Below are 15,378 nucleotides of genomic sequence, written 5' to 3' on the forward strand. Positions count from 1 at the left end.
GTATTCAATAACTACCTACCCATTAACTTCTATGAAATTATTATCCCCTCATTTTGTAAAATCAGTCTGTTCCTCATTTCTTTAGTTACTTTTGCCCCACTAAGAATTCCATTCAAGAATGAACTACCTTTCGTTAGAAAATATCACCAAGACATTTGGTGACAGAAAAATACTCGATGCCATTTCCATTGGTGTCGACCAAGGCCAAAAGATTGCCCTCGTAGGCGTTAACGGCTCAGGGAAATCTACCCTGCTTAAAATCATCACTGGGGTTGAAAAACAAGATGCCGGAGATGTGGTATTCCGAAACGACATTGTGGTGCGCTCATTGGTACAAAACCCAAAGTTCGAAACCAACCAAACCGTACTTGATGCTGTGTTCGATAGCGATGACGAAGCCCTTAGGCTTTTAAGTCGTTACCAGAAAGTAATGATGCAAGCCGAACGTAGCGACTACGATGATAAAGAAATGCAAACTGTTATCGAGCGAATTGATGCCTTGAATGCTTGGGATCAAGAAAGCCAGGTAAAACAGGTTTTAGGTAAACTTGGTTTGAAAGATTTGGAAGCCGATGTGAGCAAACTATCGGGTGGTCAACAGAAAAGAGTGGCCATGGCGCAAGTGCTTATTCAAAGACCTGACTTACTGATTTTGGATGAGCCCACCAACCACTTGGACATTGACAGTATTGAATGGTTAGAGGGTTATTTGAGCCAAGCCAACATGGCTTTGATTCTAGTAACTCACGATAGGTATTTCTTAGAAAAAGTAACCAACGAAATTGTAGAATTAGACCACGGAAAGTTATATCGGTATAAAGGCGATTATGGCCATTTCTTAGAAAAGAAAGCAGAACGCCATGAATCTGAAGCTTCCTCTATAGAAAAAGCGCAGAACCTTTACAGAAAAGAGCTGGATTGGATTAGAAGGCAACCAAAAGCCAGAGGTACAAAAGCCAAATACAGGGTTGATGCCTTTGAAGAAACCAAATCAAAAGCCTTCTCTGGTGCTAAAACTACTGGAATGGAACTAGGCGCCACAGCTTCACGCCAAGGTAAAAAAGTGCTGGAAATTGAAAAGATCAGCCACGGTTTTGGCGACAAAAAACTGATCAACAATTTTTCTTACGTTTTTCCAAGAAAGGACCGTGTAGGAATTGTTGGAGCAAATGGAAGTGGAAAAACAACTTTCCTTCGTTTACTTGTAGGCGATTTAGAAGCCAATGAAGGGTTGATTGATTTAGGCCAAACCACTAAAATTGGCTACTACCGTCAGCAAGAATTAAGGTTTAACGATGCTCAAACCGTCATTGAGTTCGCCAAAGAAATTGCCGAGTTTGTGGAATATGGAAAAGGACAAAGTATTCCTGTTTCTCAATTCTTGACCCGATTCCTCTTTCCGCCAGAAGTGCAATACAAGCCTATTGGCAAATTGAGTGGCGGAGAAAAGCGTAGGCTTCAGTTGCTTAAAATCTTAATCAAAAGTCCGAATTTCTTAATTCTGGATGAACCGACCAATGATCTTGATTTGATTACGCTAAACACGCTAGAAAACTTCCTTGAGAATTTTGAAGGTTGTTTGGTGCTTGTTTCTCACGACAGGTATTTTGTTGACAAATTAGTCGATCACCTTTTCGTTTTTGATGGCCAAGGTGATATCAGAGATTATAACGGAAATTACACCGATTGGCGTTTAGAGGAAGTGGCAGCCAAAGAAGCTCCAAAGCCAAAAGTTATTGAGAAGCCCGCAGCACCAGCTCCTAAAAAAGAACAGCGAAAAATATCGTATAAGGAAAAGCTAGAATTCGATACGTTAGAAAAAGAAATGGCTCAATTAGAAGCACAAAAAGCCGTTCTGAATGAAAAAATAATAGGCGGTTCTACTAATCATGAAGAATTAACTGCTTGGGCAACGGAACTAGAAAGAATAAATAACGATTTAGAAGAGAAGGAAATGCGCTGGCTTGAGCTTTCCGAATACATGTAATCTTATTTATGGCTGAACTAATTCTTAATTCTGATAATCTAACGGTTGATTGTGAACATGGTGAAACAATTTTAGAAGCTTCACTTAAGAAAGGCATTAACCATGCTCATGCCTGCGGTGGCAATGCCAAATGCTCTACCTGTAGAGTTTATATTGACAAAGGCCTGGAAAATGTAAGCCCTAGAAATGAGAAAGAGAAACAACTAGCGGATTCACTCAAATTAGGCCCAGAAATCCGATTGGCATGCCAAACTACTGTATGCGGACCGGTAGAAGCAAGAAGACTAGTTCTAGACAAAATTGATGAAAAGATCATTTTAAGTTCAGGCAATCCTATTGCACCTCGAAGCTTGGGCGAAGTAATTGATGCCTCTGTACTATTTGTAGACATTGCAGACTACACTGCTTTTAGCGAACGTACACCCGCCTATGATGTAGTTCATGTGCTCAACCGCTATTTCTACATTGCCGGCAATATTATTAAAAAAAATAACGGCAGAATATTAGACTACTATGGAGATGGTTTCTTGGCCATTTTCGGTTTAGATCATCAACCCGGCCATGCAAAAAATGCAATCAATGCGGGTTTCGAACTTCAAAAAGCCATTAAAAAATTCGATACTGAAGTACACGATTTAGTCAATTCATCATTCAAAATTCGCTTAGGTGCACATACGGGCAAAGTGATTTGGGGCACGATTGGCATAGAAGGCATGCAGAAAGAAGCGGCCATTGGTGACACTGTAAATTTTGCATCACGCATTGAACAAGCGAATAAAACGCTCAATACGGATTTCCTCATTTCCGAAGCGCTATTTAAAAAATTTGAGACCTGCTGTGTAGTAAACGGTGAATATGAAATTGAAGTAAAAGGCAAGAAAGGAAGCCATAAAGTCTATTCTTTAGAGTATGTAAATCCGACAGTTTTGGTGTAGCCGCAAATACAATAAGTTTGTATTTTTGAATATGAGCACTACGGCATGGATTCTTATTTGCGTTCTGATTATGGTGGTTTACACCATTAGTTTTCTTCAATTTTTAAAACAGCGATCAGCCCGTAAAAGCAATCAATCTAGGGTATTTCAACTTCCTTTATTCACAGCTTTTTTAATAGGCCCACTCCTATTCTTTATCATAAACAGAAATCAACGTAAAGACAGAAGACAATTCATGAAAGACATGGATCGGTATTCTTAATTTGAGATAATCAATCAGAATTTCCAACTCGGATGAACCCACTAGAAAACTTACAAAAACTCAAGCTTAGGCTTCCAGAGGTTTCTACTCCTGGCGGTAACTATGTATCGGTTAATATCCGAGCAAATATTGCCTATGTGGCCATACAGTTTCCAATTCTAAATGAAGAGTATCTATATCAAGGGCGGTTAGGAGATGAACTCAGCACGGAAGATGGTTATCATGCTATGGAATTATGCACCCTGAATGTCTTGGCTCAGATCAATAGCAAAGTTGGCTTCGATAGGTTAGTGGGTTTAAACCATATAGACATTTACTTTCAAGCGGGTAATCAGTGGGATGAATCCCCCAAAGTTGCGAATGGAGCATCTGATCTCTTTGTCAAAATTTTAGAAGAAAAAGGCACCCATAGTCGAGCTATTTTTGGTGTTCAATCACTCCCCAGAAACTTCAGTGTGGGCTTAACTGCGAGTTTCACAATCACTGAACCATAAAAAAAGCGGCCTAAAGCCGCTTTTTAATCTAATCTATAATGTTTTCTACCTTCTCCTTATCTGCTGGTAAGGAAATACCACTGGCGATTCGCTTCCGTTCTTCGCAACAGCCGCCACTCCAAAGTAATAATTGTCAATCACGATACCTTCCAAAGTGAATTCATTCACCCCAGAAACGAATCTAGAATAATCCCAAGTAGGTGAAGTGGTTAATCTCCAATAAAGCTTATATCCAATAATATTCGGATCGTTAGATTCTTTCCATTGCAAGGTAGTTGAAGGCTGAACAGCGCCACCAATTCTAACATCCTCAGGCAGTTTAGGCCCCCAAGCCAAGCCAGCCAACGAAATTGCATTTACGGCTGTCAGTTTTGCTGCGTACTCAAAGTTTACGCCTTCAATCACATCACCATACTTAATTCCATTTTCAGTTCTTAAATCTTGGTGTTGACGCACATAGTTTTCATGAGCTTCCATAATACGCACTCCCGCAAAACCCAAATCGTTGAACGGACGATGATGCCCTCCACGACCAAATCTATCTAACCTGTAAATCATCATTGGATTCATTTCAGGCATATATGTTTGTACTTGCTTATAAATATATCTGGCTAATTGTCTAGAGTTACCATCTACTTCCCCACCAACGGTTCTTCTGGCGCGTCTTAAACCTTCGCTTTCATTGGCCGGTGTTGGTTCAGAAAAAATTCTAAAATCGCGATTACTGATTACGCCATCAACGCCTTCAATATTCCCAATCATGTCGTTGTTCAACACCCCGACAATTTCCCAGTTATTCTCTTGCGCATATTTAGCTAAACCAGCACCACCAAACAAGCCTTGTTCTTCTCCAGAAAGACCAACGAAGGCGATACTGTGCTTAAATTTATATTTAGAAAGTATGCGTGCAGCCTCTATTGTTCCAGCCATACCCGATGCATTATCGTTCGCACCAGGCGCGTCAATTTCAAAATTCATGGTATTAGATGCACGCGAATCAATATCACCCGACATCAGTGCATAACTATTTGGATAATCAGTACCCCTTAAAACGGCCACTACATTCACTACCCAAGCAGAATGAGGAACACGGCTTCCTTCCGTTTTTTCCACAAAATCCTTCTGATAGAAAACTTCTAAACAGCCTCCACATTCTTCTGATATTTTCTGGAATTCAGAGAATATCCATCTTCTGGCCGCTCCAATTCCACGGGTTTGAGAAACAGTGTCTGAAAACGTATTTCGGGTTCCGAAGCTGATCAGCTTACGGATGTCTGCTTCAATTCTTTCTGGCGAGGCCGATTCGATAATATCGTAGAATCGAGCATCAGTTTGAGGAGGAGCGGTTTGTTGAGCCATCAATGGATTCAAAAAGAAGCCAAAACTCAACAGGGCAAATAAGTAATTTCTAATCTTCATAAGTCAACAGGTTGATTATTGAAATATAGACATCATTTAACTGTGATAAAAAGCGATACTTGATCAATGGAAAACTATTTTTTGCTGCACTCCGAATTATGCACAAAAAAAGTGATCAAATAAAAAATAAGTCGTTTTTAAGTAAGGGAGTGAGCGTTGAAGATTGTTAACAGTATGTAAACGAAAGGCAAAAAAATAATATTCTTAGCGTAGGAACATTATTGGCACAAAGGTTGTCTTAGGAGTACAAGTACCCCAAACGAAGGAAAATGAGAACAAAAACATTATTATTCACAGCCGCACTTGTTGCCACAGGAATTGGCATCGCGACATTGGCCAGCAAAAAATTTACTCTGCCAAAGTTGAAGAAAAGCACGAAGTAGAATTCATATTTTGAATTCTAACAGTTCACAAAAACTGTTAAAACATATGGCCTCGGTAATTCCGAGGCTTTTTAGTGTCTAAACTTTATTAATTTAGGCGTTTAAACATTCATTATGAGGCAACTCTTCATTTCTACAGTCTTTCTTTTTATTCTAATACAAAACGTAGTTGGGCAAGAAAAAGAAAGCCACCTATTTCAAGATCCTAGAAGGTATATCGATACGGCCGTTACTTATATGAACCAAGAGAGGTATTTGGAAGCTGATAAATACTTTATGGTAGCGTTAGATCAAATCACCGTGCTTTCTGCTGATTTCTGCTACTATTTTGGAAAAAACTCCTTCTACCTAAAATATTATAGCCAAAGTATAGATTGGCTTAGTAAATACCTAGAACTGAAAGGCTCTTCTGGCCAATATTCAGATGAGGTAATTGCTTTGCTAGATAAGTCGGAAAAGGAGTTTAGAGCCAATAGAAGTACAGGAGAAACCGTAGAGACGAATACCAAATTTTTCTACTTAAACACTATCAGTTGTTCTGGACATGAAAGTATTGTTTGTCCTGTCTGCAAAGGGGACGACATTATTACCACGAAGGATCGACTAGGTGATAACCTTTACAAAAAATGCCCCTATTCTACTAACGGGGTTTTGACATGTGAAGAGTTCAACCTTTTACTTCAGGGTAAACTAAAGCCAAAAAACTAGTTTTTCTAAAGCCTCTCAATCACCCACTCAATCAAGCCATTCACCGTTTTTTCCGCATTGGGTGAAAATTGATGATTCGGCCTGTTAGCGATTAAAGCATTGAAGCTAATCATTTCATGGCCTAACATTTTGGCCATGGCATAATAGCCAGCGGTTTCCATTTCAAAATTGGTGATTTGCCCAAAAGAGGTATTGATTTTAGAAAGTCTATCCAAATAATCTGGAAGAAATGGCCTAAGCCTTATTTCCCTACCCTGAGGCGCATAGAAACCCGGAGCGGTTACCGTTACTCCACTATACATTTGAGGCCCTTGGAACTCTTTCAACAATAAGGTAGAAGCTTCTGAAAGGTATGGCCTAATGGACAAGCCCAATGTTCTTTGCACTTTGTTTCCAATTACCTGCCCTTCTTCCGATTCCACCCAGGGATAAAAAGACATCAAAGAGTCCATTCCTAAGGCAGCCTTTGATACTAAAAATGAGTCTAAGGGAATGTCTGGTTGCATACAACCCGAAGTTCCGATTCTGATAATTTTAAGGCGCTTTAACTTATCCTTAACCTCACGTTTCTTCAAATCTACATTGACTAACGCATCGAGTTCAGTCATGAGGATTTCGACATTATCTGTCCCCATTCCTGAACTGATTACAGAAATACGCTTTCCGTTTAATTCTCCTGTATGCGTTACAAGTTCTCGGTTGGTGATTTGAAAGTCTATTCTATCAAAAAACTTACTGATTTTGGCTACCCGAGCGGGATCACCCACCACGATGACGGTATCGGCTACCATTTCTGGATGTAGACCCAAATGATAAATTGCGCCTTCACCTGTTAAAATAAGCTCTGATTCTGGAATAGTTCTTTTCTTCACATCAGTCGATTTTAGCAGGCTCTCTTTTCACCCCTTTCAATGGGTTATAATGATTTGTGTTCTTTTGATAATAGCCTGTTCCATCATATGGTCTTCTTTCAGGGCTCTGACGACACTCTTCTGAGCAGCATCCATCCATTAGCCAACCAGCTTCTTCTGACATTGGAATGTGCGCATTGCAAGTTGGATTAGCACAGTTTACCATTCTATCTGTAAGAACGCCTGTAACATAGCATTTCGAAATAACGGAAGGATTAACCGAGTTCACATCGGCCGTAATTCGATTATCGAACACGTAACATTTCCCTTCAAAATCTTCTCCTCCTGCTTCAATACCATACTTAATAATACCACCGTGAAGTTGGTATACATTCTCAAAACCTTGCTCTAATAAATATGCACTGGCCTTTTCGCACTTAATACCTCCTGTGCAGTAAGTGATTACCTTCTTGTTTCTTAACCCCTCAATTTCCTTCACCTTTTCAGGGAAGTCTCTGAAATTTTCAATGTCTAAGGTAAGTGCATTCTTAAATCTACCTACGCTATGCTCATAGTCGCTTCGCACATCGAGTATTACTGTGTCTTCTGGCTGGTTTTTAAGAATTTCTTTAAACTCGTTGGGTTCTACATAAGTGCCAGTTTTCTGGCGAGGGTTGATGTGCCTTAGACTAGAATGTACAATTTCAGGCTTTACTCTAACATGGAGTTTGGCAAAAGCCATTTTATCATGGGTTTCCACTTTAAATTCGGTGTCTGCAAAGCGGGTATCTGAATGCACATAAGCCATGTACTTTTCACAATCTTCTTTCAGACCAGAAACGGTACCATTAAGACCTTCGGGTGAAATAATTATTCTACCACGCAGATTGTTTTCAACACAAAACAAATGATGTTCTTCTCTGTATGCCTCGTAATCTTGGATGTCGGCATAGCAGTAATACAGTAAAATTGAATATTGTTTTTCCATAGCTCGTGCCCTATTTCAAGTAGGGTGAATTAATTGTTTTATTTATAAAAGTTGGGTCTTAAACTTAGAAGTTTCACTCGGTTAACTAATAAATCAAACCTCCAATATCGTAACTCACTAAACTTCCTTGGCTGGGTTACCAAATACAGTAGCATTAGCTTTTACTTCGGCTATTACCACAGAACCTGCTCCAATTCTTGCCCCCTTACCTATCTTAACTCCAGAGACAATCGTAACGCCAGAACCAATGAACACATTATCTTCAATTTCGGCTTCGTTTCCAATTACGCTACCAGCCCCCACTTGTACTAAATCTCCCAATTTCGCACTAAAATCAATGGTTGAATTAGTGTTCAATAGACAGTGATTGCCAATTTTAGCATTCGAACCAATAACCACTCCGTTGTTTACAAAATTTCCGTGACCGATGTGTGCCGAAGTAGCAATTTCTGCATTGCGATGGATGGCGTTTACAGGCATTTTCTTTCTGCGCTCTACCATCAGTTTTACCAAACCCTTTCTAAGGTCACGGTCGTCTACTGCTATAAAGCCTTCACATTTTTTACCAATCAGCTTTAGAAAGCCATCGTCATCGGTTTTTCCTAAAACAGAAACTCCACTCATCTCTTGGCCATGTTTCGACACATCGTCATCCAAGAAACCATATACTACAACTCCGTTACTCTCAAATATTTCGAGGGTAGCTTTACCCATTTCATTCGCACCAAATATGATTACTGGATTGTCCATAATTATCCCTTTTTTCGGGCGGCAAAGTTAGCTTTTTTTGAATGAAATTCTAAGCATGATCCGTAACAGGGTTCCGCACCAATGATATTCCAATATTACATTCTATACATTTTTTAGGTAGGCAATAAGCGTTGTGTAATTGAATCAAGCCTTGACTATCAAAAGCAGAAGACACATTCCAGCCTAAACTCTTCCATAATTCAGTAATGTGGTTACTTTCTGCTTTCATAGAGGAAAGTAAGTTTAAAGCCCTATCTAAATAAGCGCTATCATCCTTATATTTAGCTAAAGCTGCAAAAAAAGGAATGGCAGTATTTACAATTATATTCTCCTTCGATTTCTTTGTCAGCCCACCCAAACGTTTGCTCAATTTTTTATCTATAGCATAATGCGTACACCAGTAATCTGACTGAAGTACATCTAATTTGTCTAGAGCCTCTTTTCTATTTTCAATTTCAGAAAAGAATGAAAAAATATGTGGGTAGGTAATTACCAAAGCGGCCAGTTGAGCAATTCTTATGGTCGGATAATTGGCTGGCCTCACTTTAGAGAAATGCCATTCATTATAACCTATTTTTTGTTTCAACTCGTATTTGGCTTTTAGAAATCGATACTCTTTTTGAAGCTGATAGGCATATTCGTCTGACACATCAACATCTAAAAAACCTGCTTGACCAAAAAGCAGTGCCTCAATCTGAAAAAGTTGATTAGAATGTTTTGTAAGTACTTTTAACGGGACGCTTTGCGCCAAACGCAACATATTGTTTGCGTTAGTTTTGAAGCCAAATCCCTTGGCCAGCCATTGATAAGCCGACTCTTCCCAGTTATGCGCATTTGCTTCCAAAATAGAATCGAATCCATTCGACTTCTCTTCTACCCTTTCTACCAAAGCCCTTTCCAGCATTGAAAGTCTGGTGATGGATTTTGTATTATTTAGATGTCTAGCACATGGAATTGGATCCTCACTATCAATTAAACTTTGATAGCGCTCTAGCACCATTGGCTTTAGCAAGCCTTTCAATTCTAAAGTAGGAATTGGGTTACCTTCACTGTTTAGTACCTGTTTGTCATTTTCCCAAACTACATGGAGAATCACATTATCATAGTTGGGATCATCTTGATGTTTATGGACATACCAATCAGAAGCTTTTACATGTATTTCGACTGAGCCATACCATTGCATGCCTTCAATATCAACCTGAGCCTCTTTGAAATCAGGACCTGCCAAATGGTTGAGATTCCCAGTCTTTGTAATGTTCAGCCTATCTCCAGAAACCAACTCAAGAGTAGAAGTATTAAAGTATTGATATCGCCAAACGAAATGTAGAAAGGATTCTGGTAACATTAAAAAGCCTTTTAGCTTCTTAAATTACAAAAATTCAGATAAATACTGTTGCATTTCTAGCTGTAACTCGCGCGCCTTCTCTTCAGCCACCTCAGCAAAATTTTCGTCTTGAGAAGCGTAAATTATTCCTCGGCTCGAATTTACTAAAAGACCACATTGGTTATTCATCCCATGTTGGGCTACATCTTTCAAGCTTCCGCCCTGCGCACCCACTCCTGGAACGAGCAAAAAGTGATCAGGAACAATTTTGCGGATGTTTGTCAAAGCTTCAGCCCTAGTAGCTCCTACCACATACATCAACTGATCGGTAGTTCCCCATTCTTGGCTTTTCCTCAGTACTTCTTCGTAAAGCTCTCCACCTTGGGTAAGTTCTAAATTCTGAAAGTCTTTTCCGCCAACATTCGAAGTGAGCGCCAATAGAATCACCCATTTATTGTCGAATTCAAGGAAAGGCTTTACCGAATCTTCTCCCATGTAAGGCGCTACCGTAATGGCATCGCAATTCATATTTTCGAAGAAAGCCTTGGCATACATTTTTGAGGTATTACCAATATCACCACGTTTGGCATCGGCCAAAATGAAAATATCTTTAGGAATGTATGCGATTGTTTTTTCTAAGCTTTGCCAGCCCTTAACACCATATGCCTCATAAAAAGCAATATTAGGCTTATAGGCCACTGCATATTGAGCAGTGGCATCTATAATTCTTTTGTTAAACTCGAAGATCGGGTCTTCAGTATTTAGTAAATGCTTGGGTATTTTATTCAGGTCGGTATCTAAGCCAACACACAAAAAGGAGTTCTTTTTCTGAATTTGGCCAAAAAGCTCTGCTCTGGTCATTTAGTTCCTATAGTCTTCGGTGTGTTGCACAGGGTTTTTCTTTGAATCGAATTCGAAAAATCCGGCAGCATAAGTTTGATTTGGCTTAAAGTTAGCTACTTCAAAAGAGGTCTTGATGCCATCATAATCAATCAAATCCCAAGCTTTAAGGTAGCTGGTCTTTTTGTCGATGTACATGATAATATTTGTGAAATCACTGTCTTCATCTGTAGAAACCAACTCAATTACATCAACCAAAGTACCTCCTAAATTCTCGGAACGCTTGTAGGTATACGTAAAACCCTTTTTATAAATATCATAAATATTGGTAGGGTTGATAAACGTTTCTTCCGGTTCAAAATTGGTAATGGTCAGTTCTTGTGCCTCTACCAAATATGTCCAAAGCACTGGCCCGTTACAGTAAATGTGTTGATCTCTAAATTTGATCATAAACTTCTCTTTCGAAACTGCTGCGCTTCCAGAGAACCTATCTAAAACTTCGGCCTCATTCATTACTTTTTGCACAAACTCGATTTCAAAGCCAGGCATGGCTTTGTAGGTTGCACTCATTTTGTCTAACACGGCTTTTGGATCTTGCGCTTGCGCCACATTCAGCATACTGCTGACCATCATCACCATCAAAAATCCTAGTATTCTTCTCATTGTCTCTTATTCTAAGGAATTAGTTATCGTCCAAGCTGTTCAATAACTGTTCCAAACTATATTCATCTGAAATTAAAACTTCTCTTGCCTTACTACCTTCAAAAGGCCCAACAATTCCAGCTGCTTCCAACTGGTCAATAATTCTTCCTGCCCTATTATAACCCAACTTCAACTTACGCTGAATCAGGGAGGTACTTCCCTGCTGATGTGAAACAATTAGTCGAGCCGCTTCATTGAACATCGAGTCTCGGTCAGATAAATCGACCGTACTTGTACTGCTATCTCCATCATCTCCTGTAAACTCTGGGAGCATATAAGCAGAAGAGTAACCTTGTTGACCTCCAATGAAGTCACAAATGTCGTCTACTTCTGGCGTATCTACAAATGCACACTGAATTCTAGTGATTTCAGAGCCCATAGAAAGGAGCATATCTCCTTGCCCGATCAACTGATCTGCACCACCCGTGTCAAGAATGGTTCGTGAATCTATTTTTGAAGTCACTCTAAATGAAAGCCTTGCAGGGAAGTTGGCCTTAATTATACCTGTAATTACGTTTACCGATGGACGTTGCGTTGCTACTACCAAGTGAATTCCAATAGCCCTAGCCAACTGTGCTAAACGTGCGATTGGGGTTTCTACCTCTTTACCAGCTGTCATCATCAAATCTGCCAACTCATCAATAACAAGCACAATATATGGCAAGTAACGATGTCCTTTTTCCGGATTTAGTCTTCGATCAACAAACTTCTGATTGTACTCTTTGATATTACGACAAGCAGCATCTTTTAATAAATCATAGCGCTGATCCATTTCAATACACAGTGAATTCAGTGTATTGATAACCTTCTTGGTATCGGTAATAATAGCTTCTTCGCCATCTGGCAACATCGCCAAAAAGTGTCTTTCAATTTTATTGTAAATGGTAAGTTCCACCTTTTTGGGATCTACCAATACAAACTTCAGTTGTGAAGGGTGTTTCTTATAAAGTAAACTGGTAAGAATAGCGTTCAGTCCAACAGACTTACCTTGACCAGTTGCCCCAGCCATAAGCAAGTGAGGCATTTTGGCTAAATCAGTTACAAAAACCTCATTTGAAATGGTTTTACCTAATACCACCGGAAGCGCCTTATCACTGTTCATGAACTTGTCCGTAGCCACGACAGAACGCATAGAAACCATTTCTTTGTTCTTATTCGGCACCTCAATACCAATAGTTCCCTTTCCTGGAATTGGTGCAATAATACGAATACCCAAAGCAGCTAAACTTAAAGCAATGTCGTCTTCTAGGTTTTTAATTTTTGAAATCTTAACCCCAGCTTCAGGAATAATTTCATAAAGTGTAACCGTTGGACCAATGGTGGCCTTAATACTGGAAATTCCAATTTTGAAATTGGTTAGTGTTTCAACAATCCTATCCTTATTGGCTTGTAACTCTTCTTTTGTTACTTGAATTTTGGCAGGGCCATATTCTTTCAAAAGCTCAATACTTGGGTATTGATATTTGGCCAAATCTAAAGTCGGATCATAGTTTCCTACCTTTTCAACCAATGCCTCTGACGACTCTTTAATTTCTACTTCAAACGAAGGCTCGTCTTTCTTTTCTGTTTGAGGAATCGGGCGATTTTCGACAAAAGGTTTTTCAACGATTAACTCTTCGGCTTCCTCCTCTTCTTCCTTTTCATTCTCGTCTGACAGCTCGAGCTCTATTGAATTATCCACAGAGGCCTTTTTATCCTCTTTCATTTCAAGCACCCAACTCTCTAGCTCTTCCTCACTTGATAGCTCTAACTCGTCTTCATCTAATCCATCATCTAAATCTTCCGCTTTCACGGTTTCTCTAGTTTCTGTAATGACTGTTTCTTTTTCAGCTTCTTCTGCTTTATCCAAATTAGACAAAGTGTTTTTGGTAGAGAAAATCTGTTTGATGTCGAAGAAGAAAATTACGAACACCAAAAAAGTAAATACGAGTAATAAAATTGTTCCGAAACCCATTAGGTTATCGAAAATAACCGCAAGTTCATAGCCTAAACCACCACTATAAAAGCTCCATTCAGACACCCCAGAACCACCTTTAATCATAGAACCCATCAAAAGGCTGATCCACAAAAGGAAGAAAACGACAAAAATGAAGGCACGCTGAATGTTAACAAGGGCCTTTCCAAAAACGATTTTATAGCCTCCAACAAATAAAAATGGAGGAATAAGGAAGGCTGCAATACCAAACCATTTAAAAATAAGGTAATGCGATGCGTAAGCCCCCCAAAGCTTCATCCAGTTAGCCGCTTCTCTGCCAGAAGCTATCAATCCTGTTTCGCCAACCGACTCCACAACACTTTGATCGGCCTTGCCAGTAAATAGGTAGCTTACGCAAGCCACAAAAATAAAAATGGAGGTAAGCAACAAAAACAAGCCCAAGGTAAGCTGAACCCTTCTGTCCTTTATAAAGCCCAAGCGGAGTTTCCCCTTTAGGCTAAATCCTTTGGACTGCTTCTTATCTTGTTTGGTGTTTTTAAATGTATTGGACTTGTAGGTGTTTTTGGCCATGAAAAAGTGCTTCCCTTTAATTACGAAAATAAATGAATTTTATGAATCCTTTAGACGGATTGACTAAAACATCTTAAGATCACTTGCCAAACTTCCATTTCAGGATGGCTTTGTTGATTTTTTTAATCATTGCCGGGCCTTCATAAATGAATCCGGTATATACCTGAACCAAAGTTGCTCCTGCTTTTAATTTCTCAATGGCATCTTCTCCGGTATTAATCCCTCCTACTCCGATAATCGGAAACGAGCCTCCAGATTTTTGATGAAGATAACGGATCACTTCAGTAGAACGAGCTCTCACTGATTTTCCGCTTAAACCACCCGCACCTATTTTTTCAATTTCACTTTTTCCTGTTGCTAAGCCTTCTCTTGAAATTGTAGTGTTGGTAGCAATTACTCCATCAATTTTCGTTTCTTCAACAATCTCAACTATATCATTAAGCTGATCTGGAGTAAGATCTGGAGCAATTTTCAACAATATAGGTTTGCTAATTTGTTTTAATCTATTAGCCGCCTGCAAAGCCATAAGCAATAGCTTGAGTGGTTCCTTTTCTTGGAGCTCTCTTAAGTTTGGCGTGTTTGGAGAACTTACATTGACCACAAAATAATCTACGTGTGGAAATAGTGCTTCGAAGCTCAACACATAATCATTTACAGCCTCTTCATTGGGTGTTATTTTGTTCTTGCCAATATTACCTCCAATCAGCACATTAGTCTTTTTCCTTTTTAATCGTTCAACCGCAGCGTCAACACCCTGATTATTAAAGCCCATACGATTAATCAAGCTCTGATCTTTTGGCAACCTAAAAAGTCTTGGCTTAGGATTTCCTTCTTGTCCTTTAGGCGTTAGTGTACCTATTTCGATAAAACCGAAGCCAAAAGCAGAAAGCTCATCATAAAGCTTTGCATCCTTATCGAAACCTGCAGCAAGACCAACAGGGTTTTTAAACTTGAGTCCAAAGGCCTCTACCTCTAATCGACTGTCTTCAAAATCGTAAAGCGATTTGACAACAGCAGAGACTCCAGGAATTTTAAAAAGGCGCTTAAGCCACCCAAAAGTAAAATAATGAGCATCTTCTGCCGATTTGGCAAAAAGAAAGGGACGAATGATTGATTTATACAAAGCTGAAAATTTTGTCAAAAGTACGGCTTCAAAGGGAACGATAAAAAGGAATTAAGATTTTAGCTGCATTAACTTTACTATCGGTGGTATCACTTGTTTTCCAATT

General features: G+C 39.3%; 13 protein-coding genes. 4 read left to right on the forward strand and 9 right to left on the reverse strand.

Translation table 11 applies throughout. The annotated features are described in order from the left end of the window. The first annotated feature begins 118 nt into the window (after window positions 1-118). The 3 genes from MB14_RS05175 to MB14_RS05185 all read left to right on the forward strand — a co-directional run bounded on the left by MB14_RS05175 (window position 119) and on the right by MB14_RS05185 (window position 3,678). Window positions 119-1,987, forward strand: a complete 1,869-nt coding sequence (locus tag MB14_RS05175) for an ABC-F family ATP-binding cassette domain-containing protein (RefSeq protein ID WP_062590210.1) — start codon at window positions 119-121, stop codon at window positions 1,985-1,987. A gap of 8 nt (window positions 1,988-1,995) precedes the next feature. Then, complete coding sequence (locus MB14_RS05180; RefSeq protein WP_062590212.1) at window positions 1,996-2,922, forward strand: adenylate/guanylate cyclase domain-containing protein; 927 nt, start codon at window positions 1,996-1,998, stop codon at window positions 2,920-2,922. Between the two features lie 294 nt (window positions 2,923-3,216). Further along, a complete protein-coding gene (locus MB14_RS05185) occupies window positions 3,217-3,678 on the forward strand; it encodes a RidA family protein (RefSeq protein ID WP_062590214.1) in 462 nt (153 codons plus the stop codon). 45 nt (window positions 3,679-3,723) lie between these two features. Here MB14_RS05185 and MB14_RS05190 read toward each other — a convergent pair whose 3' ends face one another. Then, a complete protein-coding gene (locus MB14_RS05190; RefSeq protein WP_084375967.1) occupies window positions 3,724-5,097 on the reverse strand; it encodes a M28 family peptidase in 1,374 nt (457 codons plus the stop codon). A 497-nt stretch (window positions 5,098-5,594) separates the two neighbouring features. Here MB14_RS05190 and MB14_RS05195 point away from each other — a divergent pair, with 497 nt between their 5' ends. After that, complete coding sequence (locus MB14_RS05195; protein WP_062590215.1) at window positions 5,595-6,188, forward strand: hypothetical protein; 594 nt, start codon at window positions 5,595-5,597, stop codon at window positions 6,186-6,188. A gap of 5 nt (window positions 6,189-6,193) precedes the next feature. On the opposite strand, the gene MB14_RS05200 is transcribed toward MB14_RS05195, so the two are convergent. The 8 genes from MB14_RS05200 to MB14_RS05235 all read right to left on the reverse strand — a co-directional run bounded on the left by MB14_RS05200 (window position 6,194) and on the right by MB14_RS05235 (window position 15,272). Beyond that, window positions 6,194-7,060, reverse strand: a complete 867-nt coding sequence (locus tag MB14_RS05200; RefSeq protein ID WP_062590218.1) for a nucleoside phosphorylase — start codon at window positions 7,058-7,060, stop codon at window positions 6,194-6,196. 1 nt (window position 7,061) lies between these two features. Beyond that, window positions 7,062-8,027 (reverse strand): oxygen-dependent tRNA uridine(34) hydroxylase TrhO, encoded by a 966-nt coding sequence (trhO, locus tag MB14_RS05205; RefSeq protein WP_062590220.1) that lies wholly within the window; start codon window positions 8,025-8,027, stop codon window positions 7,062-7,064. Window positions 8,028-8,144: 117 nt separating this feature from the next. Next, window positions 8,145-8,777, reverse strand: a complete 633-nt coding sequence (locus MB14_RS05210; protein ID WP_062590222.1) for a NeuD/PglB/VioB family sugar acetyltransferase — start codon at window positions 8,775-8,777, stop codon at window positions 8,145-8,147. Between the two features lie 49 nt (window positions 8,778-8,826). Beyond that, window positions 8,827-10,122: a DUF2851 family protein gene (locus MB14_RS05215; protein WP_062590225.1), complete on the reverse strand. Its 1,296-nt coding sequence runs from the start codon at window positions 10,120-10,122 to the stop codon at window positions 8,827-8,829. Window positions 10,123-10,146: 24 nt separating this feature from the next. Further along, a complete protein-coding gene (gene pyrF / locus MB14_RS05220) occupies window positions 10,147-10,962 on the reverse strand; it encodes an orotidine-5'-phosphate decarboxylase (protein ID WP_062590228.1) in 816 nt (271 codons plus the stop codon). Continuing rightward, window positions 10,963-11,604, reverse strand: a complete 642-nt coding sequence (gene lolA1 / locus MB14_RS05225; RefSeq protein WP_084375968.1) for an outer membrane lipoprotein periplasmic chaperone LolA1 — start codon at window positions 11,602-11,604, stop codon at window positions 10,963-10,965. A 19-nt stretch (window positions 11,605-11,623) separates the two neighbouring features. Continuing rightward, on the reverse strand, window positions 11,624-14,149 hold the full coding sequence (locus MB14_RS05230) for an FtsK/SpoIIIE family DNA translocase (protein WP_062590233.1): 2,526 nt from the start codon (window positions 14,147-14,149) through the stop codon (window positions 11,624-11,626). Between the two features lie 79 nt (window positions 14,150-14,228). Next, window positions 14,229-15,272 carry a quinone-dependent dihydroorotate dehydrogenase gene (locus MB14_RS05235; protein WP_062590528.1) on the reverse strand — a complete coding sequence of 348 codons (1,044 nt, stop codon included), beginning with the start codon at window positions 15,270-15,272 and terminating at the stop codon, window positions 14,229-14,231. Between the last annotated feature and the right edge of the window lie 106 nt (window positions 15,273-15,378).

The sequence above is a fragment of the Roseivirga ehrenbergii genome, from assembly GCF_001593005.1.
Taxonomy (GTDB): domain Bacteria; phylum Bacteroidota; class Bacteroidia; order Cytophagales; family Cyclobacteriaceae; genus Roseivirga; species Roseivirga ehrenbergii.

Bases quoted from the DNA above. Each gene is read 5' to 3' on its own strand.
- MB14_RS05175 (WP_062590210.1), top strand. From the start codon at position 119: ATGAACTACCTTTCGTTAGAAAATATCACCAAGACATTTGGTGACAGA.
- MB14_RS05180 (WP_062590212.1), top strand. From the start codon at position 1,996: ATGGCTGAACTAATTCTTAATTCTGATAATCTAACGGTTGATTGTGAA.
- MB14_RS05185 (WP_062590214.1), top strand. From the start codon at position 3,217: ATGAACCCACTAGAAAACTTACAAAAACTCAAGCTTAGGCTTCCAGAG.
- MB14_RS05190 (WP_084375967.1), bottom strand. From the start codon at position 5,097: ATGAAGATTAGAAATTACTTATTTGCCCTGTTGAGTTTTGGCTTCTTT.
- MB14_RS05195 (WP_062590215.1), top strand. From the start codon at position 5,595: ATGAGGCAACTCTTCATTTCTACAGTCTTTCTTTTTATTCTAATACAA.
- trhO (WP_062590220.1), bottom strand. From the start codon at position 8,027: ATGGAAAAACAATATTCAATTTTACTGTATTACTGCTATGCCGACATC.
- MB14_RS05210 (WP_062590222.1), bottom strand. From the start codon at position 8,777: ATGGACAATCCAGTAATCATATTTGGTGCGAATGAAATGGGTAAAGCT.
- MB14_RS05215 (WP_062590225.1), bottom strand. From the start codon at position 10,122: ATGTTACCAGAATCCTTTCTACATTTCGTTTGGCGATATCAATACTTT.
- pyrF (WP_062590228.1), bottom strand. From the start codon at position 10,962: ATGACCAGAGCAGAGCTTTTTGGCCAAATTCAGAAAAAGAACTCCTTT.
- lolA1 (WP_084375968.1), bottom strand. From the start codon at position 11,604: ATGAGAAGAATACTAGGATTTTTGATGGTGATGATGGTCAGCAGTATG.
- MB14_RS05230 (WP_062590233.1), bottom strand. From the start codon at position 14,149: ATGGCCAAAAACACCTACAAGTCCAATACATTTAAAAACACCAAACAA.